The following is a 26,555-nucleotide window of genomic DNA, read 5'->3' as shown; positions in this document are numbered from 1 at the left end:
CGTGCGGAGAACGCCCGACGACTTGTCAGGCCTAGTGGGAGGGTCGTGACTGTGGTGCAAAATCTCGCGGGTCGGGCCGGAGAGGCCATGTCGAAGTCCCAATGGGCCTACCGGACAGTCCGGGCGATGATCCTGTCCGGTGAGCTGGAGCCGGGCACGAGTCTCGATCAGCAGGCACTCGCCTCACGCATCGGCCTCTCCACGACTCCGCTGCGCGAGGCGCTACGCCGCCTCGAGGCGGAGAACTATGTCATCGCCAGAGATCATCGCGAGATGACGGTCGCCCCCATGTCGCTGGAGTACGTCGAGCAGATCTATGTCGTGCGACTCGTGCTCGATCCGTTGGCTGCACGCCTCGGGTGCGAGCGCATGTCCGACTCCGACCTCCGCAAGGTCGAGGGACTGGTGCCGCAGGCAGGCAAGTCGAAGCTGGAGTACTTGGAGCAGAACCGCGAGTTCCACAGGGCCATCTATGCCGCCTCCGGAAACGTGCCGATGACCCGAGTCCTTGACGGTCTCTATGATCAGTCCGATCGTTACCGTGCACGCGTGTTGGATGACTCCGAGATGGCGAACCGCGCCCTCGAAGAACATGCCCAGATGTGCGACCTGGTGCTGAAGCGTGACTCCGACGGGCTCGCGGCGTTGATGACGACTCATCTGCTCGGTTCGCTCGAGCACTATCGCCGGGTCGGCACGCGCCTCCTCTGATCTCATCTGCCGCACCTAGGCGGTGTGGCTCGGTCCTCGTGCTGCGGCGGGCACCAGCGCTCATGAGGCCGGGTGGGCCGCGGTGATGACAGATCTCCAGCGCAGGAGGCTGCTCGAGGCGTTCACAGCCATGACACCGATCGGGTGACCGTCGAGGGCGTGGTAGGTGACCACGAACGCATCTGTTGTCGACTCCGGCTGCCGTACCGAATTCTCGCTCCACTGACCAAACATCTTGATCTTCCACTCGAACTGGTCCGACCAGAAGTACGGCACCTCGTGAAACGGGGCTGCGGAGTCGCCGCGTAGCAGCGCGGCCAGATTCCTCCCAGCACGTTGGCCCTGCTGGGACGCGTTTGTCCAGTGCTCCACTCTGACGCCCCCCGCTGCGCGGGTGCCACCGAATCGGACCACGTCTCCTGCCCCGAGGACGACGTCGGTGCCGGCTGCAACGAGTGTGTCGTGGCAGACCAACCCGTCGTCGAGGGTCAGGCCGGCTCCTGACAGCCAGCCGGTGCACGGCACGGCGCCGACGGCCACGATGACGAGGTCGGCTTCGATGTGGGTGCCATCCGTGAGTTCGAGAGCGCTGACACGGCCCTGGCCGTGGTAGTGAGCCACCGGGTTGCCGAGATGGAGCGAGACTCCTTTGCGAGCGTGCAATCCCCGTAGGAGTTCCGAACCGGCAGGTCCGAGGCTCCTGAGCATGAGTCCGTCAATGCTGTCGACGACGGCCACCTGCTTGTTCAGTGTTCGACAGGTGGCTGCGAGCTCGCAGCCGAGAACTCCGCCGCCGATGATCGCGATCGATCGGGCGCGGCCGAGTGCTGCCCGAAGCTCTGTGGCGTCGGCGTCATCGCGAAGGTATGCCACGTTGGAGAAGCGTTCCAGCTCGGGGATGAGCCTCGGTTGTGCGCCGGTGGCCACGATCAGACCGTCGAAGCGGAGGCGCTCTCCATCCTCGAGTTCGATCGTCTGCGTGGCCAGATCAAGCTGAGAAGCCCGATTCCGCCGCCAAGAGAGGCCTTCGGCGACGCCCGGCCGCATGGAGAGGGGCTTCGCCGGTGAGGTCTCCAGAAGGAACGACTTGGACAGCTGAGGGCGATCGATCACCGGGAGGGTCCCGGCCGGCTCGACCATCACGATGTCGCCCTCGAAACCACCGTCTCGGGCACCTTCGGCTGCGCGCGCCCCCGCGAGCGAGCCCCCGGCGATCACGATTCGAGACGTCATGGACGGTTCCTCTCCTTGAGCGGAGCACGCGTGGTGACTCCTTCGGTGCGGCGGGAGTCCTGTGATGCTGTCGAGAGGGCGTCGACGGCGTCCGCGCTCGTCCTCACCTCGTAGATCGGATGGGCAGCGAGGGCGTCCTCGTGGGATCGTGGATCGAGAGCCGCGCAGCCATCCTCGATGACGGTCACCTGATACCCCCGCACAGCGGCATCAACGGCATTGACCATCATTCCGCCGTTGGTGAGGCAACCAGCGACGAGGACGTGCCGCACACCCCGATGGCGCAGGATCGGATCAGCGCTGCCGCACCAGAACGACGACACGCACTGCTTGGGTACCTCATAGTCAGTGCGCTCGGCGGTCAGACCCGATGTGAGCCCCCAGGCTGGGGTGCCAGGGACGAGTGGCGCCATGCTCGCCGCGTGCAGGCCCGGCGGCCAGTCGCGCGCCTGCGAGCTGACGATGAGTGGCTTGACCCAGAGCACCGGCCCCCCGGATCCACGGACCGCAGTGGCGACTCGCATGATGGCGGGAACCGCGACCTGTTCCAACCGGTCGAAGTAGTAGTCGGTGTCCAGGCCTGCGGCTCGCCTGTTGCGGTCGAAGGCGGACCCTCGCTCCGTGAACGCTTTCGTCATGTCGATGACGAGCAACCCAACGGCGCCGGGCTCCCACGTCGAGACGACCGCCTCAGAGGTCTCGGGATTCATGCTCGGATCTCCTCGGCGAGACTGGAGATGACTTCGCTGGTGCCGGTCAGCCGAAACATTCGGGAATGCAACGAAAGACTCTCGTCATGGCGTTCCTGGCTGACGTCCGCGCAGGCATCGTCGACAACTGCAGTGAGGAAACCAGTGTTGGTGCTGTCCATGGCGCTGATCACCACTGCGGACTGCGTCAGGCAGCCAGCCACCAGTACGTCGGTGACGCCGAGGTTGCGCAGGGTTGCCAATAGGGGACCACCCCAGAACGCGCTCATGCTGAAGGTGGACAGGCGATGGTCTCTCGGGTGGTCCACGATGCTCGGAGCGAGGGCATAGGTGTCAAGGCCGTCGTGGCAGGGTTCGTCGAACCCCTGGTCGAGCAACGAAGCGCGATGTGAGATCGGCCAGTCGCTCGCTGTTCCCGTACGCAGCTCCGGGGTGACCCAGACGACCGTGCCGGCGGTGCCTCGCACCGCAGCGGCCAGGGCGTTGACCTTCGGCAGGATGGCGGCTGCCCGATCTTCGAAGTAGCTCGAGTCGTGGAAGCTGCTGCGCAGGCGACGCGCGAAGAGCGAATCAGGTGCCACCCAGGCGCTGTTGAAGCCGATGGCGACGAGCGCCGCAGGCGACCTTGCAGAGGCTGACACGAGGGCTCCTACGTGCTGGGTAGAGCGGAGTTCTCTCCGCGATGCGGTGATGGCTTGCCGCCGCTCTATTACAGAATATAGTCTGTAGAAGCGGTCGTGTCGAGGGTGCCCAGATCACGAAGACCAGCCTCGAACGACTGTTGAGAGAGGAGCGCGTTTCCATGGCGGAGCATCGGGCGACGGCTGAAGGGCCGGGTGCGGGGTCTCCCGAATCGGGTGACCAGCACTGCGTCGACACAGCAGGGCAGCGGACCGATGAGGGACGGGTCGGCGAAGCCAGGCGCTGTCAGCAGGTCCCCGACAAGGTGCCCAAGCCCGCCAGGTCGACTCGTGACGAACGCCGGAAGGTAGCTGACTTCGGGCGCTACCGAGCCGCTAGGGACGACAGCGAATGGGCGGGTCTGCACTGATAGGCATCGAGCGCCGACTGTGTCAGGAGCAGGCGAACCAGGGCGGGGCCAAGCAATGATCGCCGATCACGAATCGCGCAACATTCGTGTGGATCGCGATGTCGTCGCCGTGGTGTTGGTGTGGCGTGGGCGCGTCGGCATCTTCAAGCGCGCCGTGGGTGGCAGCACCCACGACCGTCTTTGGCATGGGATCGCAGGGGAGGTCCGCAGCGGTGAGACCCCCCTGGTTGGTGCCGCTCGTCAACTGCTCGGCAAGACCGGGCTACTGGTGAGCGATCTTCAGCACCTGAAGGAAGGGCCCGTGCTCCGGCTTGGACTCGAGGGGGGTGTGCCGCGGCGGACGCACACGTTCGTCGCGGTCACCGAGTCCAAGCGCGTGCCCTTGCTGCATGAGCAGGAGTCCCTCAGGTGGGTGAAGCCGCAACGGCTCGCGAGGTTCGACGGCCAAGACGCTGGAGTCCGGGACATCGTTCTCGCGGTGACTGCGGTCCTACGGGCGGGTGGAGGGGTCGGCGGAGGCGACGACGTCTGTCAGGCCGAGCCGTGCGAGCTCGTAGGCCGAGCTGGCTGAGCCGAGCAGCGCTCGCGGCACGGGAGGCACTTGGCCGGTCTCCAACATCGCCATGATCGTCTTGATCTTCAGGCGCTCCAGGTCGTCGAGCACGTCCACGATGGAGTCGCCCTCCACCTCGCAACCTGGCAACTCGGGGTAGGAGGCGCGGCGTATCCACACATCTGGCGCGCTCTCCACCGACTCGGCTTCCAACAGGTAGGGCACCCGTAGGTATTCGTCCAGGTTCACCGCTGCTCCTCCGGGTCGCGAGACGTTGTGCCATAACAGGTTCCTTGTTCTTATAGACTACAGTACGTAGACTGCATCGAAAAGGAAGGGGTGGCGTGGTGCCTCAGACTGGACAATCTGGTGACCTTGCTGTGGCGCCGCCCCGGTGGCGTGGCTCCTCGCAGGTGGTCTCTGTGTGGCCGACGGCGGCAGGGACGGAACTGGTGCTCTCGCACTACTCCGGATCGCTCATCCGCGTTCACTCGAGCGCCCGATGTGACGAGAAGGCTGCCGACGCCCTCGACGTCGAGCACCAACGTCCGGTGTCCGTTCGCTTCAGGTGGCACCAGGACCTGACCGACTGCAACGTCTTCATGATCGGGCAGGCCGGGATGCGCCGGGTCTCGGTGACGTCCGGTCAGGCTCTGGCGCTCCTGAAAGCCGGTGTCCGCGGCGTGGCGATGGGCTTGCCGCCCGTTGACTCGCGGGCACGGTGATGCTCGTCAGCGAACAGCGTGACTGACTCACGCTGGGCGCTGGCCATACGAAAGGCAATAACTAGCGTGAACATCATTGTGTGTGTCAAGTACACGCCTGACACGGCGGCAGACCGCAAGTTCGGTGCCGACCACACGGTCGATCGCGGCTCGGACGGCCTGCTCTGTGAGCTCGACGAGTATGCCGTCGAGCAGGCGTTGCGGATCAAGGAAGGTCGCCCAGATGAGGAGGTCAACGTCACCGCGCTCACCGTGGGGCCCGCGGAAGCCGAGATCGCGCTGCGCAAGGCGCTGCAGATGGGCGCCGACCACGCCGTACACGTGGCTGACGACGCGATCGCAGGATCGGACGCAGCGGCGACCTCGCTGGTGCTGGCAAAGGCTATCGAGCGGAACGGCATCCCGGACCTGATCATAGGTGGCCTGGCGTCGACCGACGCCGGCATGGGTGTGCTGACCGCGATGCTGGCCGAGCGCCTCAATCTGCCGCAGGTGACCTTGGCCTCCGTCGTTGAGATGCAGGGCGCCGAGGTCCGGATCAAGCGGGACGGCGACACGGCCACCGAGATCGTGGGGGGAACACTGCCGCTGGTGATGTCTGTGACAGACCAGTCGGGTGAGGTTCGCTACCCGACCTTCAAAGGGGTGATGGCGGCAAAGAAGAAGCAGGTGCAGACCCTGTCGCTGCTCGACATCGGCGTCGACCGCAGTGAGGTCGGGCTGGCGGCCGCCTGGACGAAGGTGCGAGGGACCTCCGAGCGTCCTCCGCGCACAGCCGGGGTGATTGTGAGGGACTCGGACGGGTCCGGCGCTGCTGCCGTCTTCGACTTCCTCGCATCGAACAAGTTCGTCTAGAGACACTGAGGAGCGGGTAGAGCAATGTCTGAGGTTCTGGTTCTCGTCGATGACGCCAACGGCGTGGTCCGCAACTCGACCTTCGAGCTGCTGGCACTAGCCAAACGCATCGGGTCACCGTCTGCGGTCTTCGTCGGGGCGGTCAACAAGTCCGAGGTCGCGGCAGAAGCCTTGAAAGCGCACGGCGCCGACAAGGTCTACGTCGTTGACGACGCCGTGATCAAGGGTTACCTGGTCGCACCCAAGGTCGAGGTCATGCAGCAGCTCGTCGAGCGCATTTCGCCGGCCGCGATCCTGGTCACCGCCTCCGCCGAGGGGAAGGAGATCGCCGGTCGTTTGTCGATCAAGCTCTCCTCAGGCCTCATCACTGACGCCGTCGATGTTCGAGTCCAGGACGGGTCGATCCTCACCACGCAATCTGTCTTCGCCGGCAACTTCACTGTCGAAGCAGAGGTCACCAGGGGCACACCGATCATCGCCGTCAAGCCCAATGCAGCGTCTGCTGAGCACATTGCCGGTGCCGGAGTGGTGGAGCCGTTCGCGGCGGTGATCTCGGAGGACGCCAAGACCGCCCGAATCGTAGCCAGCCAGCCACGGGCGGCGACGGGTCGACCAGAGTTGACAGAGGCAACAGTTGTCGTTTCCGGCGGGCGCGGAACCGGTGGTGACTTCGCCTGCGTCGAGGGCCTTGCCGACGTACTCGGGGCGGCGGTGGGCGCATCGCGAGCCGCCGTCGACTCGGGCTGGTACCCGCACACCGCCCAGGTCGGGCAGACAGGCAAGGTTGTTTCACCGCAGGTCTATATCGCCGGGGGAGTCTCAGGGGCGATCCAACACCTCGCCGGCATGCAGACCTCGAAGATGATCGTGGCCGTGAACACCGATGAGGAGGCTCCGATCTTCGAACACGCGGACCTGGGGGTCGTTGGCGACATGCACGTTGTATTGCCCGCAGTCGCCGAGGCGGTCGGGACGCGGCAGCCGACGGACCCGCCGACCCCTCAGTAGGTGACTCCTGATGACTGGATGGCGTCTCGTGGTTCACAAGCTGGTGGAGTTCCTGGCCGCAGAACACTGTTGCCGCACTCTCGACGTGCACGAAAGGCAGCGCTGGGCTCAGCTGCCCTGGTAGTGGTGCGAGATTCGACTAGCGCGCGGGCTCGTGGTGTCCGAACGGCACCGCGTCCTGAGCGCCCAGCGCCGCGAGCACACTCGGCAGCAACGCCTTGGCCGTACGGCGGTAGCCGGCGCCCGACGGGTGGAACTGGTCCAGGGAGAACATCTGGTCCGGCTGCGCGATGAAGAACGGCCCCACCACGTCTGAGAGGGAGACCGCGCGCCCACCGAGACGCGTGACCGCCTCGCGTTGGGCCGAGGCCAGTCGACGCGAGGCTCGTCGACCCAGGCTCCGCAGCGGCTGCGGGACCGGTCGCAGGGCGCCGAGGTCCGGGCAGGTGCCCACGACCACCGGGATGCCGCGGGCCAGGAGCTCCTCGACGACCTCGCGGAGATGCCGCACCGAATCGCTGACCCGGACCCGGTGCGTGACATCGTTGCCGCCCACGATCACCACCGCGACGTCGGCGACGAACCCCTCGGGCAGGCCATGGACCTGCCCGAGGACCATGGACGTCTCGGAGCCGACTCGCGCCGCCGTCAGCAGTCGGACCGAACGGTGAGTCTTCGTCGCCAGTCGGCTCGACAGCTGGGCGCCGAGCGTGTGCTTGGCCTTCTCGGCTCCCAGTCCGGCTGCGATGGAGTCACCGAGCAGCAGCAGCGAGATCGGGTCCCCGTACCCGGCTTTGTAGGTCTTGTCCGCGGACGGCGCGACGTCGCCCCAGCCATGGCCGATGGCGGCTCGCGCGACCCGGGCCTGCCGGTGGAGTGCCACGCGGCCACCGATCGTGAACGCGACGACCGTTCCCAGCCACACCGCGAGCCCGAGGGTGATGCGCCTGCTCACCCGACGGCGGCGATGCTTGCCGCGACGTGGGTCGCTGGGATGGGGGTCGCCGGTTTGGGCCAGGCGTCGCGGCCGATCCCGACCACGGTCCAGCCTGCTCGTCGCCACCACTCGGCGTCCAGCCTGTTGCGGCCGTCGACCAGGACCTTCGTCCTGACCAGCTGACCCACCTCCTCGGGGTCGAGGTCGCGGAACTCCGGCCATTCGGTGAGGTGCAGTACGACGTCCGCCGCGGCGAGGGCGGCCCGAGGGCTGGCCACGTAGGTCAGTGCCGGTTGGACAGCCCGGGCGTTGGTGGTCGCCTCGGGGTCGTAGACGCGCACCTCAGCACCGGCCCTGTGGAGCTCTCCGGCGATGTGTAGGGCAGGGGAGTCGCGGACGTCGTCGGACAGTGGTTTGAACGCTGCCCCGAGCACCGCGACGCGTCGGCGCCGCAGAGTGGGAGCACACAACGACGTGACCAGGTCGACGGTACGGCGACGGGCGCGCAGGTTGGTGGCGTCCACCTCGTCCAACAGCGCCGCGACGTTCGCAGCCCCGAGCTCCTGCGCTCGCGCGGCGAGCCCCCTCAGGTCCTTGGGCAGGCAGCCACCCCCGTAGCCGATGCCGGCGTCGAGGAAGTTCCGACCGATCCGCCGGTCATCACCGAGGACGTCCGCCAAGGCGGCGATATCCGCACCAGAGCGTTCGCTCAGCTCGGCCATGGCATTGATGAAGGAGACCTTCGTGGCCAGAAAAGCGTTGGCTGCGACCTTGGCGAGCTCGGCGGTGGCCAGGTCGGTGACATGCACCGGGATCCCCCGCTCGATGATCTGGCCGTAGACCTCACGCAGGACCCGCTCTGCGCGCGGGGCCGTCACCCCGAAGACGAGGCGGTCGGGACGGAGGGTGTCCTCGACCCCGTGGCCCTCACGCAGGAACTCCGGGTTCCAGGCGAGCGAGACGTCCAGGCCCGGCAGCGCGAGTGCCGCGATCCGGGTGGCCAGCCGCTCTGCGGTTCCGACCGGGACGGTCGACTTCCCCACGATCACGGCATCCTGGACCAGGCTCCGTGACAGCGCTTCCACCGAGGCGTCGACCGCGCTCAGGTCGGCTGCTTGTCCGTGCCTCGACTGAGGGGTGCCGACGCAGATGAAGTGCACGTCTGCGAAGCGAGCTGCTTCGGCCAGGTCGGTGGTGAACCGGAGCAGGCCGGTGGACACGTGCTTGTGCAGGAGCGCACCGAGTCCGGGCTCCGCGAACGGTGCGATCCCACCGCTGAGCAGTCGCACCTTGCGCGGGTCCGTGTCGACTCCGATCACCTCGAAGCCGAGTTCGGCCATGCTGGCCGCGTGGGTTGCACCGAGGTAACCGGTGCCGATGACCGAGATACGTGGGTTCATGGTTGAGACCTCAGCAGTCCGGTCTGAATGGTTCGCGCCATGGAGGAAGATGTCTGGTGTCCGTTGGGTGTCCGCGTCAGGCCACTGCCGGCGCATGCTGCCGGCCGATGACGGCGGCGTAGTGCACGTCGATGAGTTGGTCGACCACGCTGGGCCACGACCGCGTCGAGACCGCGAGCCGGCCAGCGGTGGCGAGCTCGGCTCGCAGCGAAGCATCCGCCGTCAGCTCGATGACCTGCTCCCGCAGCGCGCCGGTGTCGCCGGCCGGATAGAGCAGGCCGGTGCGGCGATGATCTATCAGGTCCAACGGACCTCCCGACGCGGGTGCTATCACCGCCACCCCCGACGCCTGGGCCTCCTGGACGGTCTGGCAGAACGTCTCCGACTCGCCGGGGTGCACGAAGACGTCCAGGGACGCGAAAGCCTGGGCCAGTTCGTGGCCGCGCAGCATCCCGGTGAAGTGCGCCTGGGGCAGATGGCGCTGCAGCCAGTCCCTTTCCGGTCCGTCGCCCACCACCACGAGCCTGCTGCCCTGCAGCGCCGCCAGCTCCGTCAGCCGGCGGACCTGCTTCTCGGGCGCCAGGCGCCCCACGTAGCCCACCACCGACCTGGCTGGGTCACCTCCCGTCCACGCCTGCCGCAGGGTGGGGTCGCGATGGCGTGGGTCGAAGACGTCCAGCGAGACCCCGCGCCGCCAGAGGTGGAGATCCTGGACGCCGAGTCCGGCCAGATGGGCCCGTGAGGCGAGGGATGGGACGAGGTTCCGGGTGGCACGCCGGTGCAGTCGGCCGACCCAACGGTCCACCAGGCGTCTCACCGGGACACCGTTGTGACCGGCGAAGCCGGCGACGTCGGTCTGGTACACCGCCACCGTGGGTACGCCGATCCGGGTCGCGGCGCGTTGCCCCGCGGCGCCCAGGACGATAGGGGAGGCCAGGTGGACCACGTCCGGGTGGAAGGCTCGCATGACCCGCTCGACCGTGGAGTCGGGAAGCCCGACCGGGAAGGTGTCGTATCGGGGGAGGTCGAAGGAACGCACGCGCACGACGGGGCACTGCCGGTAGGCGCTGGGGCCTGGCCCAGGCGCGACGATCAGCACCTTGTGTCCACGGGCGAGCAGTCGGTCGCAGACGTGTCGGACACTGTTGGCGACGCCGTTGATCTGGGGGAAGAACGACTCGGTCACGATGAGGACCCGCATGCCCTCACGGTGAGGTCTCGGTGTGAACGCATGGGGTTTGTGAGGTGGGTGTTGAACGAAGTCCCGGGGACCGACCCGGGAGAGAGTTGACTCCTGCCGTTTCAGTGGCGGCCACGATCCGTTCGGCTGGCTACGAGACCGTGCGGGTGTGCACCCTGTCGTGGCGACCACACGTTCGACTGATCCCAAGCCACGGCCGGTGCGGGTCGAACCTGCGCCGAGGCTGCCTCGCTCGCTGCTCTGGGTGTGCGCCGCGGTCGTGGTCGCCGCGGTCGCGATGGCGGTCGTCGGGAGCTCACGCAGCGGCATCTCGTGGGATGAGCCCTACCACGTGATGCGGCTGCGGAACTACTTCGACCACGGCTCGTACGCGCTGGACTGGGCATTCGCCGGGGACGGGCCGACCTCGGATGCGACCAACACTGCTGTCTACGGGCCGGTTGCGATGCTGGTCCTGCACGGCCTGACCGTCGTCCTCGGGGTCGAAGCCTGGGGCGAGGTCTCCGCCAGCGCGTCGGCGTACGAGGTGCGTCACCTGGGTGTCGTGATGATCGGGCTCGTCGGCACCGCGGCGGCCGCCGCGACCACCCGGATACTGCTGGGGTGCTGGCGGTGGGCGCTGTTCACGGCGGCTGCGCTGCTGGCGCTGCCGATGTGGACGGGGCACCTGATGTTCAACATCAAGGACGTCCCGGTGGCGACCGGCTATACCGTCATGACGCTCGCCTTGGTCGCGATGCTGTCGCCCAGTGTGGGACATCGGGTCGTCCGGGTCGTCGGACTGGCAGCAGGGGTCGTCCTCATGGTGGGCACCAGGCCGGCGATGCTGTCGGCCGTCGTGGCGGGGCTGGCGCTGATCGCCGCCTTCCGGGTCGCCGCTCCTCGGCTGCCCCAGGTGCGCACCACCCTGCACGAGGCCGTGCTGGGCGTGGGCGTTGCGGCGGCGGTCCTGCTCCTGGTCTATCCGACGGTGTTCGCCCACCCGGCACTGCTGCTGCAGTCGACCGAGCAGTCGGCGAGCTTCCGCGACGGCCGCAGCGCCGTGTACGGCTACGTGCCCTTCCATGTGCTCGCTCAAGTGCCCCTGCTCCTGCAGGGCTTCTTCGTCGTGGGACTGCTGGTCTCAGTCCGCTTCATCCAGCAGGGCTGGCGCCGTGAACCGGTCAGGGCCGTGCAGCTGACCCTGGTCGGGCTTCAGCTGGCGTTGCTTCCGTTGCTGGCTATCGCACTGCACTCGGACGTGTACAACGGGCTGCGTCAACTGCTGTTCGCCTCCCCGGCTTGGGCCGTGGTCGTCACCGTCGGCGCCGCGAAGGCGCTGGGCCGGGCCCAAACCTCCAACCAGACCCCCAACCAGACCCCCAAGCAGACCCACAAGCAGACCCCCAGCCAGACCCGAACAAGGACCCGCACGATGACCGGGCTGGTGGCGGCAGCCCTCCTGCTGCCCATGCTCGACCAGGCACAGCTCTTCCCCTACCAGTACACCTACTTCAACGTCGCCCTCGACGCGACCGGTGTCCACGTGGCCTCGGACTACTGGCGCACCAGTGTCCCGGAGCTGATGCCCCGGATCCCGACGGACGGGCAGATCGTCTGTGGGCCGACGCGGTCGGGCAACGAGAAGGCGCCCGAGGCGATGGTCGCCGGACGCTACTCCTCCGACAGCAGCGTCGACTGCCGCATCGACCCCCTCGGGCCGCTCGCTCCGGCGTGGGTCGCGGGCGGGCTGCCACTGACCTCGACGATCCCCCACGACGAGTTCTACGTGATCATCGACCGTGATCACCCCGTGCCCTCGAACTGCGAGCGAGAGGCCGGGGTCACGCGCGAGCGCCACCTGCGCGAGATCCAGATGACGTACGTCGCCCGCTGCCGGCTCGCTCCTTCGCCTCTGGACGCGACGCCGGTGACCTTCACCCGCCCCGCCCTCGAACCGAACATGCTGCCCGGGCCGTGGGCCTTCGCGCCACAGGGGTGGGTGCTGCGAGACTCCCCGGACGCCATCGACGCCCCGGGGGTGTCGGCAAGCCTCACGTTCACCGCCCCGGCGCGCTGCGTTGTCCAGGCGTGCGCGCTGGTCGTGGAGGGTGACTCCCCGCCCGACCTGGCGGCGACCGTCAACGACGTGGGCGCCGACGTCCAGGTCGGCCTCGGCTCGGCCATCGTCCGGCTGGCCCCGGGGACCGCTGACGCCTGGGTCACGTTGCGCCGCACGTCCGGGGTGCCTCTCGCACTGCGTGTGCACAGCATCCGCGTCCTCCCCCTTCCGACCAAGACGCTTCCGACCAAGACCTAGGAGAGCCTGATGGCAACCAACCTGTGGGTCGTCGTACCAGCCCTGAACGAGGCCGAGAACCTGCCGGTCGTGGTCCCCGCGATCGTGGCCGAGCTGGCCCTGCTCGACGTCGAGGGCCATGTGCTCGTCGTTGACGACGGGTCGACGGACAAGACTCGGGAGGTCGTGTCCGACCTCGCCGACCGACACCTGGAGGTGAGCCTCATCTCGCTGGGCCGCAACCAGGGCAAGGCCCCCGCCCTGCGTCGTGGGTTCGAACGGGCCCTGAGCGAAGGCGCCGACATCATCGCCATGATGGATGCCGACGGCCAGGACGACCCGACCGAGCTCCCGTTGCTGCTTGCCCGTCTGGCGGAGGGCGCCGACCTCGTCACCGGTGCGCGCACCGTCCGCCACGACCGGTTCGTCAAGCGCACCACCTCCAAGCTCTACAACGCAGTGACCGCGCTGCTGTCCGGTGTCCCGGGCAAGGACTTCAACTCCGGCTTCAAGGTGATGGACGCGGACGTGGCGCGGCAAGCCTCGCCGATGCTGTACGGCGAGCTGCACCGCTACCTCACGGTCGTGGCGCACTGGTGGGGGTTCCGGGTCGCCGAGGTGACGGTGCAGCACCACCCGCGCCTGCACGGCAGGAGCAAGTACGGCCTCGCCCGGTTCTGGCGCGGGTTCGTGGATCTGCTCACGGTGCGGTTCCTGATGTCCTACGAGAGCCGTCCCTCGCACCTGTTCAGTGGGATCGGGGTCGCCAGCGTGCTCACCGGGGGACTCGCACTGGCCTACCTGCTGGTGCAGAAGGTCGCGGGCGAGGCGATCGGTGGGCGTCCGTTGTTGATCACCGCTGTGGTGCTGGTCCTCGGTGGGCTCCAGCTCGTGCTCTTCGGGCTCTTGGCCGAGCTCGTCGTGTACTCGCGCCAACGCACGAGCTCGTGATGGCGGCTGACCCTCGCAGCTGGGGACCACCGCCGCGGGTCCTGGTGGCCGTCAGCGCGGTCGTGCTCGGGGTGTGCGCCGTCCTTGCCGTGCTGGGCGCCTACCGCACCGGCGTCACGACCGATGAGCCGATCCATGTGATGCGGCTGCGCAACTACTTCGACTCCGGGTGGTACGCGCTGGACTGGGACTATGCCGGAGGCGGTCCGGGCTCCGAGGGCACCAACACGTTCGTCTACGCCCCGGTCGCCATGCTGGTCCTGCATGCCTGGTCCGTCCTGTGGGGTGTGGAGGGATGGCACGAGGTCGCGACCACGCCACACGCCTACGACGTCCGGCATCTCGGGGTCGTGATGTTCGGTCTCGTCGCCTTGGCCGCCGTGGCGACGTTGACCCGGGCGGTCCTCGGGCATTGGCGGTGGGGCCTGGTCGCCTCGGCGGCCCTGGCGGCGATCCCGATGTGGACCGGGCATCAGATGTTCAACGTCAAGGACGTGCCCGTCGCGACCGGGTACACCCTGGTCACGCTCGCACTGGTGACCTTCGTCGGACGTCGGCGGCCCTCCGCGCGCCGCAGGGTGGCGCGCGTCGCCTGCCTGGTGGGGGGACTGGTGCTCACCCTGGGGACCCGTCCGGGCATGTGGTCGGGGCTGTTCGTCACGGTCCTCGTCGCGGTCGTCGGGCTGCTTGCGGTGACCCGTGGAGGCATGGTTCGGCGGGTTGCGGTGCCGGCCCTCGTCGACCTGGCAGCCAGCCTTCTCGCGGCCGCAGCACTCCTCGTGGCCGCGTACCCACGGCTGTTCGGGTCGCCCGTGCGGGCCCTGCCCCGCACGACCGAGTCGTCCTCGAGCTTCCTCGACGGGCTGAAGTCGGACCGCCTGTACGTTCCCAGGCACGTGGTCGAGGAGATGCCGACCATGCTGCTGACCTTCGTGGTGCTGGGCACGTTGGTCGCCACGCTTGCGCTCTGGCGCGGCCGGCGGGCCCGCGACGTGGCGTCGACGAGGATGGCGGTCGTCGGCACCCAGGCCTTGGTGCTCCCGGTGGTGGCCATCGTGCTGGGCTCGGACCTCTACCACGGGCTTCGCCAGCTGCTCTTCGCGGCGCCGGCGTGCGCCGTCCTCGCGGCGTACGCGATGGCGTGGCTCCAGCACCGGGTCAGGACGGAGCAGCGCCGCGGGCGTCAGCTGGTCGTCGTGGTCGCAGCGTCGGCCGCCCTGGTCCTGCCGGTCGTGGACCAGGTGACCCTTCAGCCGTACCAGACCACCTACGTCAACCTGGCCACCGACCTGGTCGGCGCCCCGTTCAACGACGCCGCCACCCGACCGGGCGGCGACTTCTGGCGCGCCAGCCTGCCCGAGCTGCTGGAGGGCCAGTCGTTGGTTCGCCAGCTCGTCTGCAAGGCCGCACTCGACCAGGACGGCACGACGTCGTTTCCGTTCACCGACGGCTCCGAGGCGTTCTCCACGAGCCGGAGCGTCGACTGCCGAGAGGAGGCGAACGGTCCGTTGGCACCCCAGATGCTGCCCGTCGTACGCACCCCACCACAGGACGAGTACGACGCCGTCTTCCTCAAGGCGCTGCCGAGCAACTGCGCCCCCATGAACGAGGTGACCCGGTGGCGCCACGGCTTCGAGTTGATCGTCACCGTGCTCGGCCGTTGCACCTTCACCCCCTCACCCCTGACGGCCGCGGGGACGCAGCCCGCGGACGCCGCGGCGGCCACCACCGCTCCTTCCAACCTGTGGCGCTTCGCGGTCGACGGGTGGCAACAATGGCCGGGCCGCGTAGAGCTCACGTCGCCGGTGCCGGAGGCGGTGCTCGCCTTCGTGCCGAGTGACCAGTGCGGGCTGACCGGCTGCGTCCTGGTGCTCGTCGGCAGCGCGCCGACAGACCTGGTGGCCCACATCTCCGGTCGTCAGGTTCCCGTGTCGATCGCCGAGGACGGGACGGTGCGCCTCACGATCACTGCGCGCGAAGGGGCGGCTGAGAGCGTGTGGGTCACTCTCACTCGCACCTCGCAAGGCCCACTGGACGTGCGGCTGAGCGCCCTGGCGCTCACCGGACAGCACGATGCCGGCACGACGGAAGGACAGCGATGAAGAGGGTGTATCTGGCGACGATGCGTGGGTTGCGCTCGGCTCTCGCGGCGGTGGGGTTGCTGCGGCTGCTGGACCGATGGGCGGCGCGCTCACGCATCGGCCTCTGGGTGCGGTCGCTGCTCTCGATCTACGATCTCGAGGATCTGCTGAGGCACGACGTTCCGTGGTGGACGTTCGAGGCCTCCGACCAGGTCGCGGCGTGGCTGGCCGAGCACTCCGATGCCCGCGTCTTCGAGTGGGGTTCGGGAGCCTCCACGGCCTGGCTGTCTCGCCGAGCCGGGTCGTTGACCTCGATCGAGCACGACCGCGGCTGGGCCGATGTCGTCACGCCGGTGCTGCCGGGAGACACGCTCGTGCGGGTGATCGAGCCGCGCTCCGCGACCGGCCGCCCCAGGGAGGCACTCTCCGAGAAGCCTGGCTTCGCGGGCCTCGACTTTGCCGCGTACGTGGCGGCCGTCGACGAGACGGAGGGGCTGTTCGACCTCATCGTCGTCGACGGCCGGGCACGCAGCGCCTGCTTCCAACGAGCCATCTCCCGGCTGGCGCCGGGCGGGATCCTCGTGTTCGACAACGTGGACCGCCGGCGCTATCGGGAGGCCATCGCCGCGTCGCCGGTGCCCATCGACGTGGCCTGGACCCGAGGCCTCACCCCGTCGCTGCCCTACCCGACCAGGACGGCCCTGGTGAGGCTGCGTGGTTGACCGCGAACGCGCCCGCAGGGTCGGCGCCGCGGTCTTCCTCGGGGCGGTGGCGGCCTTCGCCTGGTTCGGTCTGCGAGGGCGGTTCGACGAGATCGGGCGAGCCCTTGCGGACACCTCGCTGGTGGGGGCGCTCGCGGCACTGGTGCTGGTCCTGGTGGGGCTGCTCAGCACCGGAGTGCTGTGGCTGCGCCTGATGGTCTGCCTGGACGCCCGGATGCCGCTCGTCGACGCCCTGGGGACGTTCTTCGTCGGCCAGCTCGGAAAGTACCTCCCCGGATCGGTGTGGTCGATCGGAGCCCAGGCCGAGCTGGCCCGGCGACACGGCGTGCCGGCCCGGACGACGGTGACCGCCGGGCTGCTGTTCCTGGGCTACCACGTGGACACCGCCGTTCTGCTCGCGGCCGGAACCCTCCTCGCGGGCGGCCTGGAGTCACCCTGGCCGAGCTGGCTCTCGTGGATCGCGCTGGGGGTGTCTGCAGGTCTCCTCATGCCAGCGCTCCTGCGTCGTCTCGCTGGTCAGGTGGCCGGCCAGCAGGTACGGCTGGGCTGGATGGACACTGTCTGGGTCGTCGCTCTGATGGGTGTGGCCTGGCTGGCGTACGCGGGTGCCCTGGTGCTCCTCAGGCCAGGCGCGCGGTGGGACGAGCTCGTCGCGCTCGGGGCGGCCTTCGCGGCGGCGTACGCCGTGGGCGTGCTCGTTGTCTTCGCCCCGGCCGGCGTCGGGGCCCGCGAGGCAGTGTTCGTCCTGCTCCTCACCCCGGTCATCGGGGCCGCCCCGGCGACCGCGCTGGCGTTGCTGGCTCGGGTGGTGCACACCGTCGCCGATGCCCTGATGGCCACCGGCTGGGCCCTCTGGGCACGACGGTCGGGATCGCGCGACCCCGCTCGGGTCAGAGCGGCCGCGCCCTAGCCTCAAGGGAGGGGATCGACGAGCAGCAGCTCGGTGTTGCCGTCGCGCTGGGCACCGCGCCGGTCGATGAACCCCGAGTCGTTGTAGGCGAGCTCGCGGTACAGCGAGGCGAGCCCGGTCCTCGACAGGTCGTCGTACGGCGAGACCGCCGGCGATTCCGCGTCGAACATCGTGGTGAACAGTGACAGGGTCCGATCGCCGTTGCGGGCCACCTCGATGACCCGACCCTGCTGAGGAGCATCCACGTGCGAGGCGGTGTTGATCTCCCAGAACGAACGCCGTGGATCGGAGTGCCGACGTGGGGTGATGCGGTTGTGGTGGAGGTGGCCGTTGACCCAGGCGAGGACCTGGGGATGGCGATGCAGGACGTCGAGCACCTCGTCGCCCGAGTGCCGCGGCTCGCACGGGTCACGAGGGTCGGGGGCCAGGTTCGTCATCCGGTGCGAGGGGTGGTGGCTGAACACCACGACGTAGGCCCGCGGGTGCGCTTCGAGCTGCTGCACGAGCCAGCTCAGCTGAGTCGAGCCGAGCGATCCGTCGGCGCCTCCGGCCTGGTTGGTCGTGTCGAGACTGATCGCGAGGACGTGCTCGGACAGCCAGTGGATGAAGTAGAGCCGGGACCCGTCGGCGCTCGCGTCGTACCCGTGGCCCACCGGTCCGGCGCCGGCGAACCGCGGGTCTCCCAGTGCCTCGACGTACTCGCGCGCCGTGAAGGGAGCCCGGCGCGGGTCCGAGGTCACCGCGCGTGTCTCACCGCGGCCGGCGATCGCCTCGAGCTGGGCGTTCAACCCGTCGAGGTCGCCTCCCGCCGGTGTGCGCGCGCACAGCCGGGTCGCGAGCCGGAGCGCCACGTCGGAGCGCGCCGCGAAGATCTTGCGGTCACCGGCGTACCACTGCGCGATCGCGGGGTCCGGCCCGAGGGTTCCCAGCGCCGCCACGTCGTGGTTGCCCATCGTCAGCAGCCACGGCGCGTCGAGACCGGGCGACGTGAAGGGCGCGGTCGCAGCCGCCAACAGGCCAGGAACGAAGGGGAAGCCGTGGGTCTTGTAGCGGTCCGCCGAAGCGCACTCAGGTTGCCAGAAGTCCGCAAGGCCGCAGGCCGCGACGCCCTCGAACACGTCTGGGTTGCCGCTCGTCGGATGCAGATCGCCTCCCGCGAGGATGGACAGCAGCCACTCGAGCTCGAGCCCGCCCTGGTTGTCGGTGTTGTCGCCGGTGGTGATCACCGCGTCGATCGGCCGCCCGGTGAACGGCCCGACACGCAGCGAGTTCACCCGCTGCACCAGCGCCGTCGCTCCGTGGGTGCCCAACAGCTCCTGGGGGCGGTGGCCGGTCCCGCACACGCGGTCGAGGTATTCGAAGCGCAGGGGATTCTGGACGTCGGTGATGTGCAGATCGGTCAGCTGCACGACCGAAGCCAGCCCCGTACGCCGGCGAGCGCGATCAGCGGCAGCGCCGGCGAGCTCGGTGCGCAGCGTGGTCGGCTGGGCCGGTCCGGTGGTGAGGAGCCGGTAGCCGGGCGCACGAGTAGGGATGATCGTCGACTCGAGCGTCGTCCCGGAGGGTGCCACCGGCGGGCTGGGCAACTGCTCGCGAAGAAGTCTCACTGCCACCAGTCCCCCCACCGAGAGGGAGCCGTACTGGACGACCTTGCGGCGCGTCAATGTGACCACATCTGCAGTGTTTGCGGTCCGTGGGGGCAACAGGTGTCCACAACCTTGATGCCCTGTGAAGCCCGCGCGAACTCGGAACCGTATGGCCGTCCTGGTCGCTGGGCGTTCACCGACTGGTTGCCTGGCCGGACCTCAGATGGCGTTTCGGATTTCACGTTGCGCCTCGAACGTTTGCCTGAGCAACCGCCAACCCGTTGGAGCAATGACATGGACATCTCTCGCCGTGGCCTGGTGACCGGTAGTGCTGCCGGTGCCGGTCTCGCTGTCACTGGATCGTTTCCCTCACTCGCTGACTCGACACCGAGGTTCGGTGGCGGCCCTGCCGCCGAGCATCGTCCGTTTCCCGCGTTGGTCGATGACCCCCGCGGGATCCTCGCGCTGCCACCAGGGTTCTCCTACAAGATCCTGACCAAGGCGGGGGAGACCAGGCTGACCACCGGCGAGCCCTGCCCGAGCAACCACGACGGCACCGCGGTGTTCGGTCGCGGCAGGCACCAGTACCTCATCCTCAACCACGAGTGCGACGCGGGTGACGCCTTGGGTGTTCCGCACATCCCCGGCACCGTGTACGACCCCGGCGCCACCGGCGGCGGAGGTTGCACCGTGGTCAAGACCGATGGCAAGGGCAACAACCTCGCGCAGTTCGTGGGACTCTCCGGCACCATCGCCAACTGCGCTGGTGGGCCGTCGCCGTGGGGGACGTGGTGGAGCTGTGAGGAGGCGACAGCGCGGGCCGGTGAAGCATGGGAGCACGAGGACACGGGTGTGAGCGGCACCTACCAGCGCGATCACGGCTACGTCTTCGAGGTGTTCGGCAATGGACACGCCCATCCCGTCCCGCTCAAGGCACTCGGTCGCTACGACCACGAGGCGCTGGCGATCAGCCAGGACCGACGATTCGTGTTCCTCTCGGAGGACGCCGACGAACCGAACGGGCTCTTCTACCGCTGGCACGGACCGCGCGGCTACCGGATCGGTCGAGACTCCGCCGCCCAACTCTCCTCGGCGTCGTTCGGACGACTGAGCGCCATGGCCATCCTCCTCGACGACGGCAGTGTGCTGCCGGATGTCGCCTACCTGACCTCGGCGCAGCTCGGCCGCCCGTTCGCGGTGCGCTGGGTCGAGGTGCCCGATCGGGACGCCGAGCAGGCCGCCGTGCGAGAGCAGTTCGCCGAAGGCGAAGTCACCCGCGGACGGAAGTTCGAGGGCGTGTGGGGGACCGACGCGGGGGTGTACGTCGTGAACTCCTACGCGCTGGAGAAGGGCGAGGACCTGCCCGTGGATGCCGTCGCGCACACCGGGATGGTGTGGTTCTACAACTATCGCGACGAGACGATCCAGCTGGTCAACTACTTCCCCTACCAGGACTACGCCCGCGACGAGACCCGCGAGCCCGCCTTTCCGGACCTCTACTTCGACAGCCCCGACAACGTGACGGTCACTCCGTGGGGTTCGCTCGTCCTGGCAGAGGACGGAGTCGGCGCGTCGCACGTGCTCAGCAGCACGCCCCAAGGACCCACCTACGCGATCGCCCGCAACATGATCAACATCGGTGACGAGGAACCGGAGTACTCCGAGTTCACCGGACCCACCTTCTCCTCCGATGGCAGGGTCCTCTACGCGAACATCCAGGATCCGGGCATCACGTTGGCCATCACCGGCCCGTGGCACAAGTACCTCGGGTAGCCCGCTCTCGACGCGCGCTCACGCCGGCCGATCCCATTGGTGCTACGCCGGTCTGAGCGTGGGCCGCCGGTTCAACCGCCCTCGCGCACCGAAGCCCCAGGTCTTGCGACCTGGGGCTTCGTGCATGTCCGGGGCCGCCCGCTACTCGTTGCCGCCGAACATCGACCCGATGGCGCCGAAGCCGGTGTTGCCGTTCTGGGTGCTGCCGCTCAGCCGGGCGCTCTTGGCCAGCGCGGTGGCCAGGCCCTGCAGGGTCACCGACTGCAGGATCACCCGTCCGTTGCCGCGCAGGGTGGCCAACGTGAAGCCCTCGCCGCCGAGCAGGGCGTTCATGACGCCCTGCCGGTTGAGTCGCCCGACGGTCTTGATGCCGTAGGTGATGTTCTGGTCCCACGCGACGATGCAGCCGGTGTCCACCACGAGCTCACCGCCGTAGTCGGCCGGGTTGATGTCGATGAAGTCGCCGGAGCCGCCGACGAGCAGGGTGCCGGTGCCCTCGAACTTCTGCAGCAGGAAGCCCTCGCCCCCCATCAGCCCCTGGCTCAGCCCGGAGAAGGCGATGGACTGGTGCACCCCGGCCTCGGCGGCCACGAAGGCGTCCTTCTCCGCGAACCAGGTCTCCCCGGGCTGCAGCTCGATCACCCTCATCTCGCCGGGGATCACGCCGGCGAAGGCGACCAGACCGTCGCCGCCCTTGGTGGAGAAGTGCGTGACCGCCAACGACTCCCCGGTGAGCATGCGTCGCCCGGCTGACATCGCGCCGCGCAGCATTCCGCCCACTCCGCCGGCCCCTTCCTCGCCCGGGGCGGTCATCTTCGTCTCCATCACGACGTCGCCGGAGGAGAAGAGGAACTTGCCGGACTCCGAGTAGACGACCTGTCCGGGGGGCAGCTGCACGATCGCCATCTGGGTGGTGGTGCCGACGAGTTGGACGTTGATGGTCATGGGCCAAGTCTGCCGTGTTCCAGGTCACACCAGGCAAATGCAATCCGGATCGGCGGGGGTGGCGAACTACCTGTACGACAAGGGGAACTTCCCCAGTGCAAGGAAACAAAGGAAAATCCTCATGCGTACGAACCTCTCCATGACCAAGCGCAGCCTCGCCGGCTTCGCCACGATCGCCCTGCTGGCGGTCCCGCTCGCTGCCTGCGGCTCCAACGCCGACGCCAGCTCGGGCAGCAGCTCGGCCTCCGCCTCGGCCCCCAAGGCCGTCGCCGTGATCGAGGCCCTCAGCGGCCAGGACACCCAGGTCGCGCTCGACAAGGGCTTCACCGACGCCCTCACGTCCCTCAAGCTCACCCCCGGCGTCGTCGGAAGCGCCAAGCTGGTCGACGGCTCGCTCGTCTTCCCGATCACCGGCGGCAACGTCAGCGTCTTCACCCCCGGTGAGGTCTCGCCGTACGTCATCGGCCAGATCCAGCACGAGGGCTCGGGCCTGTCGCTCACCGCGGGCAAGACCACGGTCGAGCTCACCAACCTCAACGTCGACCCGGGCGTGTCCCGCGTGTACGGCGACGTGACGGTCAACGGCAAGGTCGCGGTGACCAGCGCGTTCCTCTTCCAGCTCGACGGTCGCACCCTGAAGCCCCTCCAGGCCGAGGGCGACACGGCGGTGCTCGAGGGCACCAAGGTCGAGATCTCGCCCGACGCCGCCGGTCTGCTCAACCAGACCTTCAAGACCGACGCCGTCAAGGCCGGTCTGCTGGTGGGGATCGCGAAGATCACCGTCAACACCAACTGATCCATCCACAGGCCACAGGGCACGAACTCCGGGGGAGTTCGTGCCCTGTTTCTGTCGTCAGCGGGCGGGCTCGCGGATCAGCACGTCGTCGAGTGGCCGGCGCCGGCTCGCCGGCAGCGGCTCGGTGTCGGCGATGGGCGGCCAGCCCACCCTCAGGATGATCTGCGGGAAGCCCCGGCCCTCGAGCAGCTGACCCTGCACGGCCTGCCGCGTCTCCTCGACCTCGAGAGCCTGGCTGAGGGGTACGACGCGGAACCCGTCCATCGTCGCCCGGAGCCAGATGGCGCTCATCGCCTCTCCGGCCCGCAGCCGGCAGAGCACTGAGTCGTCCTCGGTACAGATCACCAGGATGCCCTCAGGGTCACCGACGGGCGGGCGCGTCTGGTCCTCGAGTGTTCCGGTGGGGAACGTGCGGTTGCCCTCGTCCGGCTCGATCGGCACGGCATGGATCGACATGCCGTCGCTGCGGTCGTTGAGATGTGCTGCCAGCTCGGCCTGGTAGGCCGGGTCGCCGGACTGGGCCTCGTCGGCGCGCCGGGTGAGCGTGCGCAGCCGGGCGCGTGCGGACTCGTCGGTGATCGGCACCACCGCAGCACCCCACTGCTCACCGATCCGGGCCAACGTGTCGAGCCGCTCGGGCGGCACCGGCCAGGAGGTGAAGCGTCGACGGTCGGTCTGTCGGGAGCTGATCGCCATCATCTCGTCGATGGCCTCCTGTGGTTTGATCACCGGCTCGAGCGTGATGCTCGCCAGTCGGCGGTGGTTGCGGGGGTCGGGCAGCCGGGTGACCTCCGCCCTCCAGCCGAGCCCGCGCGCGGCCACCTGCACGTGGTGCAGGGCCGCCCCACAGCTCAGCGCGAGATCGCGGCCGTCCGGGTCCATCTGCAGCACTTGACGCGACAGGTCGGCCCAGAGCTCGAGTTCGTCTCCGCGCAACCGCCACAGCCAGGGCTGGGTGTTGTGCACGCTGGGGGCGCGGCAGGCCAGCGTGAGGATCTCGTCGAACGGACGCCGTGTGGTCTTCGGTGCGACGGGGTCGCCGTCAGAGCTCAGGATCATGACTGTCACTTCCCAGGGGTGATGGTTGCCTCCAGCCTGTTCAGGGGCGTCGGTGCTCGGCAGGGCCGCCGGTCCGGACCGGACGGGACCTTGGTCCGCACCTGGGTCGGCTCAGTCGGTGTTCGCGGCGTTCACGTCGGTCAGCTTCTCGGCCAGGGCCGTCCCCCATCGGCGGGCCCGTTCGAGGTCGCCGGCGACGAGCGGGCCCGGCGTACCGCTCACCCAGAAGCTCTCGCGGCCCAGGATGGTGAACCCCAGCGCGTGGGCCAGGTGCGAGACCTTGTGCGCGGCCGAGCCGGGCAGGTGGCGTACGGCGCGGGCGCGGGTGTCGAAGCAGGCGAACGCCTGGTGGCGCGGCGGCGGGGCGAGCGAGTCGACCCACTCGCGCAGGCCGATGTCGACCGACCCCTCCGTGCCGCCCTTGGCGATGGCCTCCGCGCGGGTGGAGGCACGGCTCAGGGAGAAGGCGTGCGTCGGGCCGCCCACCACGACGAGGTCCCAGGTGTCGTCGGCCGGCGGTGCCGACGCGACGTCGTGGAGCTCGACCTCGAGGTGGCCGCGCAGCCCGGCTGCCACCGCCTCGGCGACCTCACGGGTGTTGCCGAACATGGACTCGTAGACCACCAGTGCCTTCATCGCGTTGCCTCCTCGGTCGGGACCCACTGCCAGTTGCGGACCTCGGGCAGGTCCTCGCCGTGGGTGTTGACATGGATCTTGTGCTCGATGAGCTTGTTCTTGAGGTGCTCGCGCACCGACCCGCCGGCCGATCCCAGGCGCGGGACCCGGTCGATCACGTCCATGGCCAGGTTGAACCGGTCGAGCTTGTTCATCACGGTCATGTCGAACGGCGTGGTGGTGGTGCCGTTCTCGATGTAGCCGCGCACGTGGAGGTTCGCGTGGTTGGTGCGACGGTAGGTCAGGCGGTGGATCAGCCACGGGTAGCCGTGATAGGCGAAGATGACGGGCTTGTCGCGGGTGAACAGGGCGTCGAAGTCGGCGTCGGACAGGCCGTGCGGGTGCTCGGTCTCGGGTTGGAGGCGCATCAGGTCCACCACGTTGACGAAGCGCACCTTCAGGTCCGGCACGTGCTCGCGCAGGAAGTCCACCGCAGCCAACGCCTCCAGGGTCGGTACGTCGCCCGCGCAGGCCATCACCACGTCCGGCTCCCCGCCGTCGTCGGTGCTCGCCCAGTCCCAGATCCCCACGCCCTTGGTGCAGTGCACGACCGCCTGGTCCATCGTCAGGAACTGCATGGCCGGCTGCTTGCCCGCCACGATCACGTTGACGTACTGCCGGCTGCGCAGGCAGTGGTCGCCCACCGAGAGCAGGGTGTTGGCGTCCGGCGGCAGGTAGACCCGCACGACCTGCGCCTTCTTGTTCATCACGTGGTCGATGAAGCCCGGGTCCTGGTGGGAGAAGCCGTTGTGGTCCTGGCGCCACACGTGCGAGGTGAGCAGGTAGTTGAGCGAGGCGATCGGCCGCCGCCACGGGATGTCGTCGGTGACCTTGAGCCACTTGGCGTGCTGGTTGAACATCGAGTCGATGACGTGGATGAAGGCCTCGTAGCAGGAGAACAGTCCGTGACGTCCGGTGAGCAGGTAGCCCTCGAGCCACCCCTCGCAGGTGTGCTCGGACAGGATCTCCATGATCCGGCCGTCCACGGCGAGGTGGTCGTCGGCCGGCGTGCTCTCCGCGTTCCAGGTGCGGTCGGTGACCTCCATGACGTCCTGGAGCCGGTTGGAGCTGTTCTCGTCGGGGGAGAACAGCCGGAAGTTCGTCATGTTGGCGGCCATCACGTCACGCAGGAACTGGCCCAGGACCCGCGTCGACTCCACGGCTCCGGTGCCGGGGGTGCTCACCTCGACGGCGTACGACCGGAAGTCGGGCATCACCAGGTCGCGCAGCAGGACGCCGCCGTTGGCGTGCGGGGTGGCGCTCATGCGGCGATGCCCGACGGGGTGCAGGTCCCGGATCGAGGGCACCGGGGACCCGGCCTCGTCGAAGAGCTCCTCGGGGCGGTAGCTGCGCATCCAGTCCTCCAGCACCGCGCGGTGGGCGTCGTTGCTGCGGGCGTCGGCGAACGGCACCTGGTGGGCTCGCCAGGTGCCCTCCATCTGCTTGCCGTCGATCTCCTTGGGCCCCGTCCAGCCCTTGGGGGAGCGCAACACGATCATCGGCCAGGGCCTGCGTGCGACCGGGGTCGTGGCGGGGTCGTCGCCCACGCTGCGCGCCTCGGCCTGGATGTCGGAGATCTCGTCGAGGCAGGCATCGAGCGTGGCGGCGAACGCCTGGTGCATGCTCTCGGGGTCCGAGCCGGACACGATGTAGGGCGTGTAGCCGTAGCCGCGCATGAGGTCGATCAGCTCGGACTCGGGGATCCGGGCCAGGACCGTGGGGTTGGCGATCTTGTAGCCGTTGAGGTGCAGGATCGGCAGGACCGCACCGTCGCGCCGCGGGTCGATGAACTTGTTGGAGTGCCAGCTGGTGGCCAGCGGGCCGGTCTCGGCCTCACCGTCGCCGACGACGGTGGCCACCACCAGGTCCGGATTGTCGAACGCGGCGCCGTACGCGTGCGAGAGCGCGTAGCCGAGCTCGCCGCCCTCGTGGATCGAGCCGGGGGTCTCGGGGGCCACGTGGCTGGGGATCCCGCCGGGGAAGGAGAACTGTGTGAACAGCCGCTTGAGGCCCTCCTCCCCGGGGCCGATGTGGGAGTAGTACTCGCTGTAGGTGCCTTCGAGGTACGACGCCGCGACGAGCCCGGGACCGCCGTGGCCGGGACCGATGACATACATCATCGACTGGTCCCGCTCGGAGATCGCCCGGTTGAGGTGGGCGTAGACGAAGTTGAGGCCGGGCGTGGTGCCCCAGTGCCCGAGCAGCCGTGGCTTGACGTGCTCGGGGAGCAGGGGAACCCGCAGCAGCGGATTGTCCATCAGGAAGATCTGCCCGACCGACAGGTAGTTGGCAGCCCGCCACCAGGCATCGATGCGCTGGAGGGTCACCTCGTCGAGCGGGTGACCGGAGACGGTGCTGCGGGTGGCCTCGGGGGTGGGGTGGAGCATGAAGGGTC

Annotated in this window: 24 protein-coding genes; 12 read left to right on the top strand and 12 right to left on the bottom strand. The window is 68.7% G+C overall.

The annotated features are described in order from the left end of the window. Positions 1 to 87: 87 nt before the first annotated feature. Positions 88 to 711, top strand: coding sequence for a GntR family transcriptional regulator (locus tag AB7I40_RS07655; protein WP_428346404.1), 624 nt, complete (start codon positions 88 to 90; stop codon positions 709 to 711). A 60-nt stretch (positions 712 to 771) separates the two neighbouring features. On the opposite strand, the gene AB7I40_RS07650 is transcribed toward AB7I40_RS07655, so the two are convergent. The 3 genes from AB7I40_RS07650 to AB7I40_RS07640 are packed head-to-tail and all read right to left on the bottom strand — an operon-like array spanning position 772 to position 3,295. Beyond that, positions 772 to 1,944 (bottom strand): NAD(P)/FAD-dependent oxidoreductase, encoded by a 1,173-nt coding sequence (locus AB7I40_RS07650; protein WP_428346403.1) that lies wholly within the window; start codon positions 1,942 to 1,944, stop codon positions 772 to 774. Further along, positions 1,941 to 2,654, bottom strand: coding sequence for a cysteine hydrolase family protein (locus AB7I40_RS07645; RefSeq protein ID WP_428346402.1), 714 nt, complete (start codon positions 2,652 to 2,654; stop codon positions 1,941 to 1,943). The genes AB7I40_RS07650 and AB7I40_RS07645 overlap by 4 nt, the downstream gene beginning before the upstream one ends. Next, a complete protein-coding gene (locus AB7I40_RS07640; RefSeq protein ID WP_428346401.1) occupies positions 2,651 to 3,295 on the bottom strand; it encodes a cysteine hydrolase family protein in 645 nt (214 codons plus the stop codon). Before AB7I40_RS07640 ends, AB7I40_RS07645 begins: the two co-directional genes overlap by 4 nt. A gap of 465 nt (positions 3,296 to 3,760) precedes the next feature. On the opposite strand from AB7I40_RS07640, the gene AB7I40_RS07635 reads away from it, so the two are divergent. Then, on the top strand, positions 3,761 to 4,276 hold the full coding sequence (locus AB7I40_RS07635; RefSeq protein WP_428346400.1) for an NUDIX domain-containing protein: 516 nt from the start codon (positions 3,761 to 3,763) through the stop codon (positions 4,274 to 4,276). Here AB7I40_RS07635 and AB7I40_RS07630 read toward each other — a convergent pair. Beyond that, a complete protein-coding gene (locus AB7I40_RS07630; protein ID WP_428346399.1) occupies positions 4,196 to 4,507 on the bottom strand; it encodes a hypothetical protein in 312 nt (103 codons plus the stop codon). The two genes, AB7I40_RS07635 and AB7I40_RS07630, sit on opposite strands and share 81 nt — an antisense overlap. Positions 4,508 to 4,680: 173 nt before the next feature. Here AB7I40_RS07630 and AB7I40_RS07625 point away from each other — a divergent pair, with 173 nt between their 5' ends. The 3 genes from AB7I40_RS07625 to AB7I40_RS07615 all read left to right on the top strand — a co-directional run bounded on the left by AB7I40_RS07625 (position 4,681) and on the right by AB7I40_RS07615 (position 6,846). Beyond that, positions 4,681 to 4,983 carry a hypothetical protein gene (locus AB7I40_RS07625; RefSeq protein WP_428347936.1) on the top strand — a complete coding sequence of 101 codons (303 nt, stop codon included), beginning with the start codon at positions 4,681 to 4,683 and terminating at the stop codon, positions 4,981 to 4,983. Between the two features lie 66 nt (positions 4,984 to 5,049). After that, complete coding sequence (locus AB7I40_RS07620) at positions 5,050 to 5,838, top strand: electron transfer flavoprotein subunit beta/FixA family protein (protein WP_428346397.1); 789 nt, start codon at positions 5,050 to 5,052, stop codon at positions 5,836 to 5,838. Positions 5,839 to 5,862: 24 nt separating this feature from the next. Beyond that, positions 5,863 to 6,846 (top strand): electron transfer flavoprotein subunit alpha/FixB family protein, encoded by a 984-nt coding sequence (locus AB7I40_RS07615; RefSeq protein WP_428346396.1) that lies wholly within the window; start codon positions 5,863 to 5,865, stop codon positions 6,844 to 6,846. A gap of 139 nt (positions 6,847 to 6,985) precedes the next feature. On the opposite strand, the gene AB7I40_RS07610 is transcribed toward AB7I40_RS07615, so the two are convergent. The 3 genes from AB7I40_RS07610 to AB7I40_RS07600 form a co-directional block, all read right to left on the bottom strand. Further along, the gene (locus tag AB7I40_RS07610; protein WP_428346395.1) at positions 6,986 to 7,801 is read right to left on the bottom strand and encodes an SGNH/GDSL hydrolase family protein; all 816 of its coding nucleotides are present in this window, start codon (positions 7,799 to 7,801) and stop codon (positions 6,986 to 6,988) included. Then, positions 7,798 to 9,183: a UDP-glucose dehydrogenase family protein gene (locus AB7I40_RS07605; protein WP_428346394.1), complete on the bottom strand. Its 1,386-nt coding sequence runs from the start codon at positions 9,181 to 9,183 to the stop codon at positions 7,798 to 7,800. Before AB7I40_RS07605 ends, AB7I40_RS07610 begins: the two co-directional genes overlap by 4 nt. 76 nt (positions 9,184 to 9,259) lie before the next feature. Further along, complete coding sequence (locus AB7I40_RS07600) at positions 9,260 to 10,384, bottom strand: glycosyltransferase family 4 protein (RefSeq protein ID WP_428346393.1); 1,125 nt, start codon at positions 10,382 to 10,384, stop codon at positions 9,260 to 9,262. Between the two features lie 199 nt (positions 10,385 to 10,583). Between AB7I40_RS07600 and AB7I40_RS07595 the strand changes: the two genes are divergently transcribed. From AB7I40_RS07595 to AB7I40_RS07575, 5 genes are read left to right on the top strand one after another with little or no spacing between them, the layout of a single operon-like run. Beyond that, the gene (locus AB7I40_RS07595) at positions 10,584 to 12,683 is read left to right on the top strand and encodes a hypothetical protein (protein ID WP_428346392.1); all 2,100 of its coding nucleotides are present in this window, start codon (positions 10,584 to 10,586) and stop codon (positions 12,681 to 12,683) included. A gap of 9 nt (positions 12,684 to 12,692) precedes the next feature. Beyond that, a complete protein-coding gene (locus tag AB7I40_RS07590) occupies positions 12,693 to 13,613 on the top strand; it encodes a glycosyltransferase family 2 protein (RefSeq protein WP_428346391.1) in 921 nt (306 codons plus the stop codon). After that, positions 13,613 to 15,715 (top strand): hypothetical protein, encoded by a 2,103-nt coding sequence (locus AB7I40_RS07585; protein WP_428346390.1) that lies wholly within the window; start codon positions 13,613 to 13,615, stop codon positions 15,713 to 15,715. Before AB7I40_RS07590 ends, AB7I40_RS07585 begins: the two co-directional genes overlap by 1 nt. Continuing rightward, positions 15,712 to 16,416 carry a class I SAM-dependent methyltransferase gene (locus AB7I40_RS07580; RefSeq protein WP_428346389.1) on the top strand — a complete coding sequence of 235 codons (705 nt, stop codon included), beginning with the start codon at positions 15,712 to 15,714 and terminating at the stop codon, positions 16,414 to 16,416. The genes AB7I40_RS07585 and AB7I40_RS07580 overlap by 4 nt, the downstream gene beginning before the upstream one ends. Beyond that, entirely contained in the window at positions 16,409 to 17,326 is a 918-nt protein-coding gene (locus AB7I40_RS07575; protein ID WP_428346388.1) for a lysylphosphatidylglycerol synthase domain-containing protein, read from the top strand. Before AB7I40_RS07580 ends, AB7I40_RS07575 begins: the two co-directional genes overlap by 8 nt. 2 nt (positions 17,327 to 17,328) lie before the next feature. On the opposite strand, the gene AB7I40_RS07570 is transcribed toward AB7I40_RS07575, so the two are convergent. Beyond that, complete coding sequence (locus tag AB7I40_RS07570) at positions 17,329 to 18,999, bottom strand: TIGR03767 family metallophosphoesterase (protein ID WP_428346387.1); 1,671 nt, start codon at positions 18,997 to 18,999, stop codon at positions 17,329 to 17,331. Positions 19,000 to 19,206: 207 nt separating this feature from the next. Between AB7I40_RS07570 and AB7I40_RS07565 the strand changes: the two genes are divergently transcribed. Next, positions 19,207 to 20,685, top strand: a complete 1,479-nt coding sequence (locus AB7I40_RS07565) for an alkaline phosphatase PhoX (protein ID WP_428346386.1) — start codon at positions 19,207 to 19,209, stop codon at positions 20,683 to 20,685. A gap of 141 nt (positions 20,686 to 20,826) precedes the next feature. On the opposite strand, the gene AB7I40_RS07560 is transcribed toward AB7I40_RS07565, so the two are convergent. Further along, positions 20,827 to 21,630 (bottom strand): AIM24 family protein, encoded by an 804-nt coding sequence (locus tag AB7I40_RS07560; protein WP_428346385.1) that lies wholly within the window; start codon positions 21,628 to 21,630, stop codon positions 20,827 to 20,829. 139 nt (positions 21,631 to 21,769) lie between these two features. Here AB7I40_RS07560 and AB7I40_RS07555 point away from each other — a divergent pair, with 139 nt between their 5' ends. Further along, complete coding sequence (locus AB7I40_RS07555) at positions 21,770 to 22,426, top strand: hypothetical protein (protein WP_428346384.1); 657 nt, start codon at positions 21,770 to 21,772, stop codon at positions 22,424 to 22,426. Between the two features lie 57 nt (positions 22,427 to 22,483). On the opposite strand, the gene AB7I40_RS07550 is transcribed toward AB7I40_RS07555, so the two are convergent. The 3 genes from AB7I40_RS07550 to AB7I40_RS07540 all read right to left on the bottom strand — a co-directional run bounded on the left by AB7I40_RS07550 (position 22,484) and on the right by AB7I40_RS07540 (position 26,547). Continuing rightward, entirely contained in the window at positions 22,484 to 23,485 is a 1,002-nt protein-coding gene (locus AB7I40_RS07550; RefSeq protein ID WP_428346383.1) for an Acg family FMN-binding oxidoreductase, read from the bottom strand. Positions 23,486 to 23,596: 111 nt separating this feature from the next. Beyond that, the gene (locus AB7I40_RS07545) at positions 23,597 to 24,121 is read right to left on the bottom strand and encodes a flavodoxin family protein (protein WP_428346382.1); all 525 of its coding nucleotides are present in this window, start codon (positions 24,119 to 24,121) and stop codon (positions 23,597 to 23,599) included. Beyond that, the gene (locus tag AB7I40_RS07540; RefSeq protein WP_428346380.1) at positions 24,118 to 26,547 is read right to left on the bottom strand and encodes a phosphoketolase family protein; all 2,430 of its coding nucleotides are present in this window, start codon (positions 26,545 to 26,547) and stop codon (positions 24,118 to 24,120) included. Before AB7I40_RS07540 ends, AB7I40_RS07545 begins: the two co-directional genes overlap by 4 nt. Positions 26,548 to 26,555: the final 8 nt, after the last annotated feature.

Origin of the sequence: Nocardioides sp., from assembly GCF_050246775.1 — a bacterium.
Lineage (GTDB): Bacteria > Actinomycetota > Actinomycetes > Propionibacteriales > Nocardioidaceae > Nocardioides.
This window is presented reverse-complemented; position numbering and strand designations above follow the sequence as displayed.

Coding starts and splice junctions, on each gene's coding strand:
- AB7I40_RS07580 (WP_428346389.1), top strand. CDS start 15,712: ATGAAGAGGGTGTATCTGGCGACGATGCGTGGGTTGCGCTCGGCTCTC.
- AB7I40_RS07605 (WP_428346394.1), bottom strand. CDS start 9,183: ATGAACCCACGTATCTCGGTCATCGGCACCGGTTACCTCGGTGCAACC.
- AB7I40_RS07655 (WP_428346404.1), top strand. CDS start 88: ATGTCGAAGTCCCAATGGGCCTACCGGACAGTCCGGGCGATGATCCTG.
- AB7I40_RS07555 (WP_428346384.1), top strand. CDS start 21,770: ATGACCAAGCGCAGCCTCGCCGGCTTCGCCACGATCGCCCTGCTGGCG.
- AB7I40_RS07550 (WP_428346383.1), bottom strand. CDS start 23,485: ATGATCCTGAGCTCTGACGGCGACCCCGTCGCACCGAAGACCACACGG.
- AB7I40_RS07650 (WP_428346403.1), bottom strand. CDS start 1,944: ATGACGTCTCGAATCGTGATCGCCGGGGGCTCGCTCGCGGGGGCGCGC.
- AB7I40_RS07560 (WP_428346385.1), bottom strand. CDS start 21,630: ATGACCATCAACGTCCAACTCGTCGGCACCACCACCCAGATGGCGATC.
- AB7I40_RS07545 (WP_428346382.1), bottom strand. CDS start 24,121: ATGAAGGCACTGGTGGTCTACGAGTCCATGTTCGGCAACACCCGTGAG.
- AB7I40_RS07565 (WP_428346386.1), top strand. CDS start 19,207: ATGGACATCTCTCGCCGTGGCCTGGTGACCGGTAGTGCTGCCGGTGCC.
- AB7I40_RS07585 (WP_428346390.1), top strand. CDS start 13,613: ATGGCGGCTGACCCTCGCAGCTGGGGACCACCGCCGCGGGTCCTGGTG.
- AB7I40_RS07540 (WP_428346380.1), bottom strand. CDS start 26,547: ATGCTCCACCCCACCCCCGAGGCCACCCGCAGCACCGTCTCCGGTCAC.
- AB7I40_RS07645 (WP_428346402.1), bottom strand. CDS start 2,654: ATGAATCCCGAGACCTCTGAGGCGGTCGTCTCGACGTGGGAGCCCGGC.
- AB7I40_RS07635 (WP_428346400.1), top strand. CDS start 3,761: ATGATCGCCGATCACGAATCGCGCAACATTCGTGTGGATCGCGATGTC.
- AB7I40_RS07590 (WP_428346391.1), top strand. CDS start 12,693: ATGGCAACCAACCTGTGGGTCGTCGTACCAGCCCTGAACGAGGCCGAG.
- AB7I40_RS07615 (WP_428346396.1), top strand. CDS start 5,863: ATGTCTGAGGTTCTGGTTCTCGTCGATGACGCCAACGGCGTGGTCCGC.
- AB7I40_RS07600 (WP_428346393.1), bottom strand. CDS start 10,384: ATGCGGGTCCTCATCGTGACCGAGTCGTTCTTCCCCCAGATCAACGGC.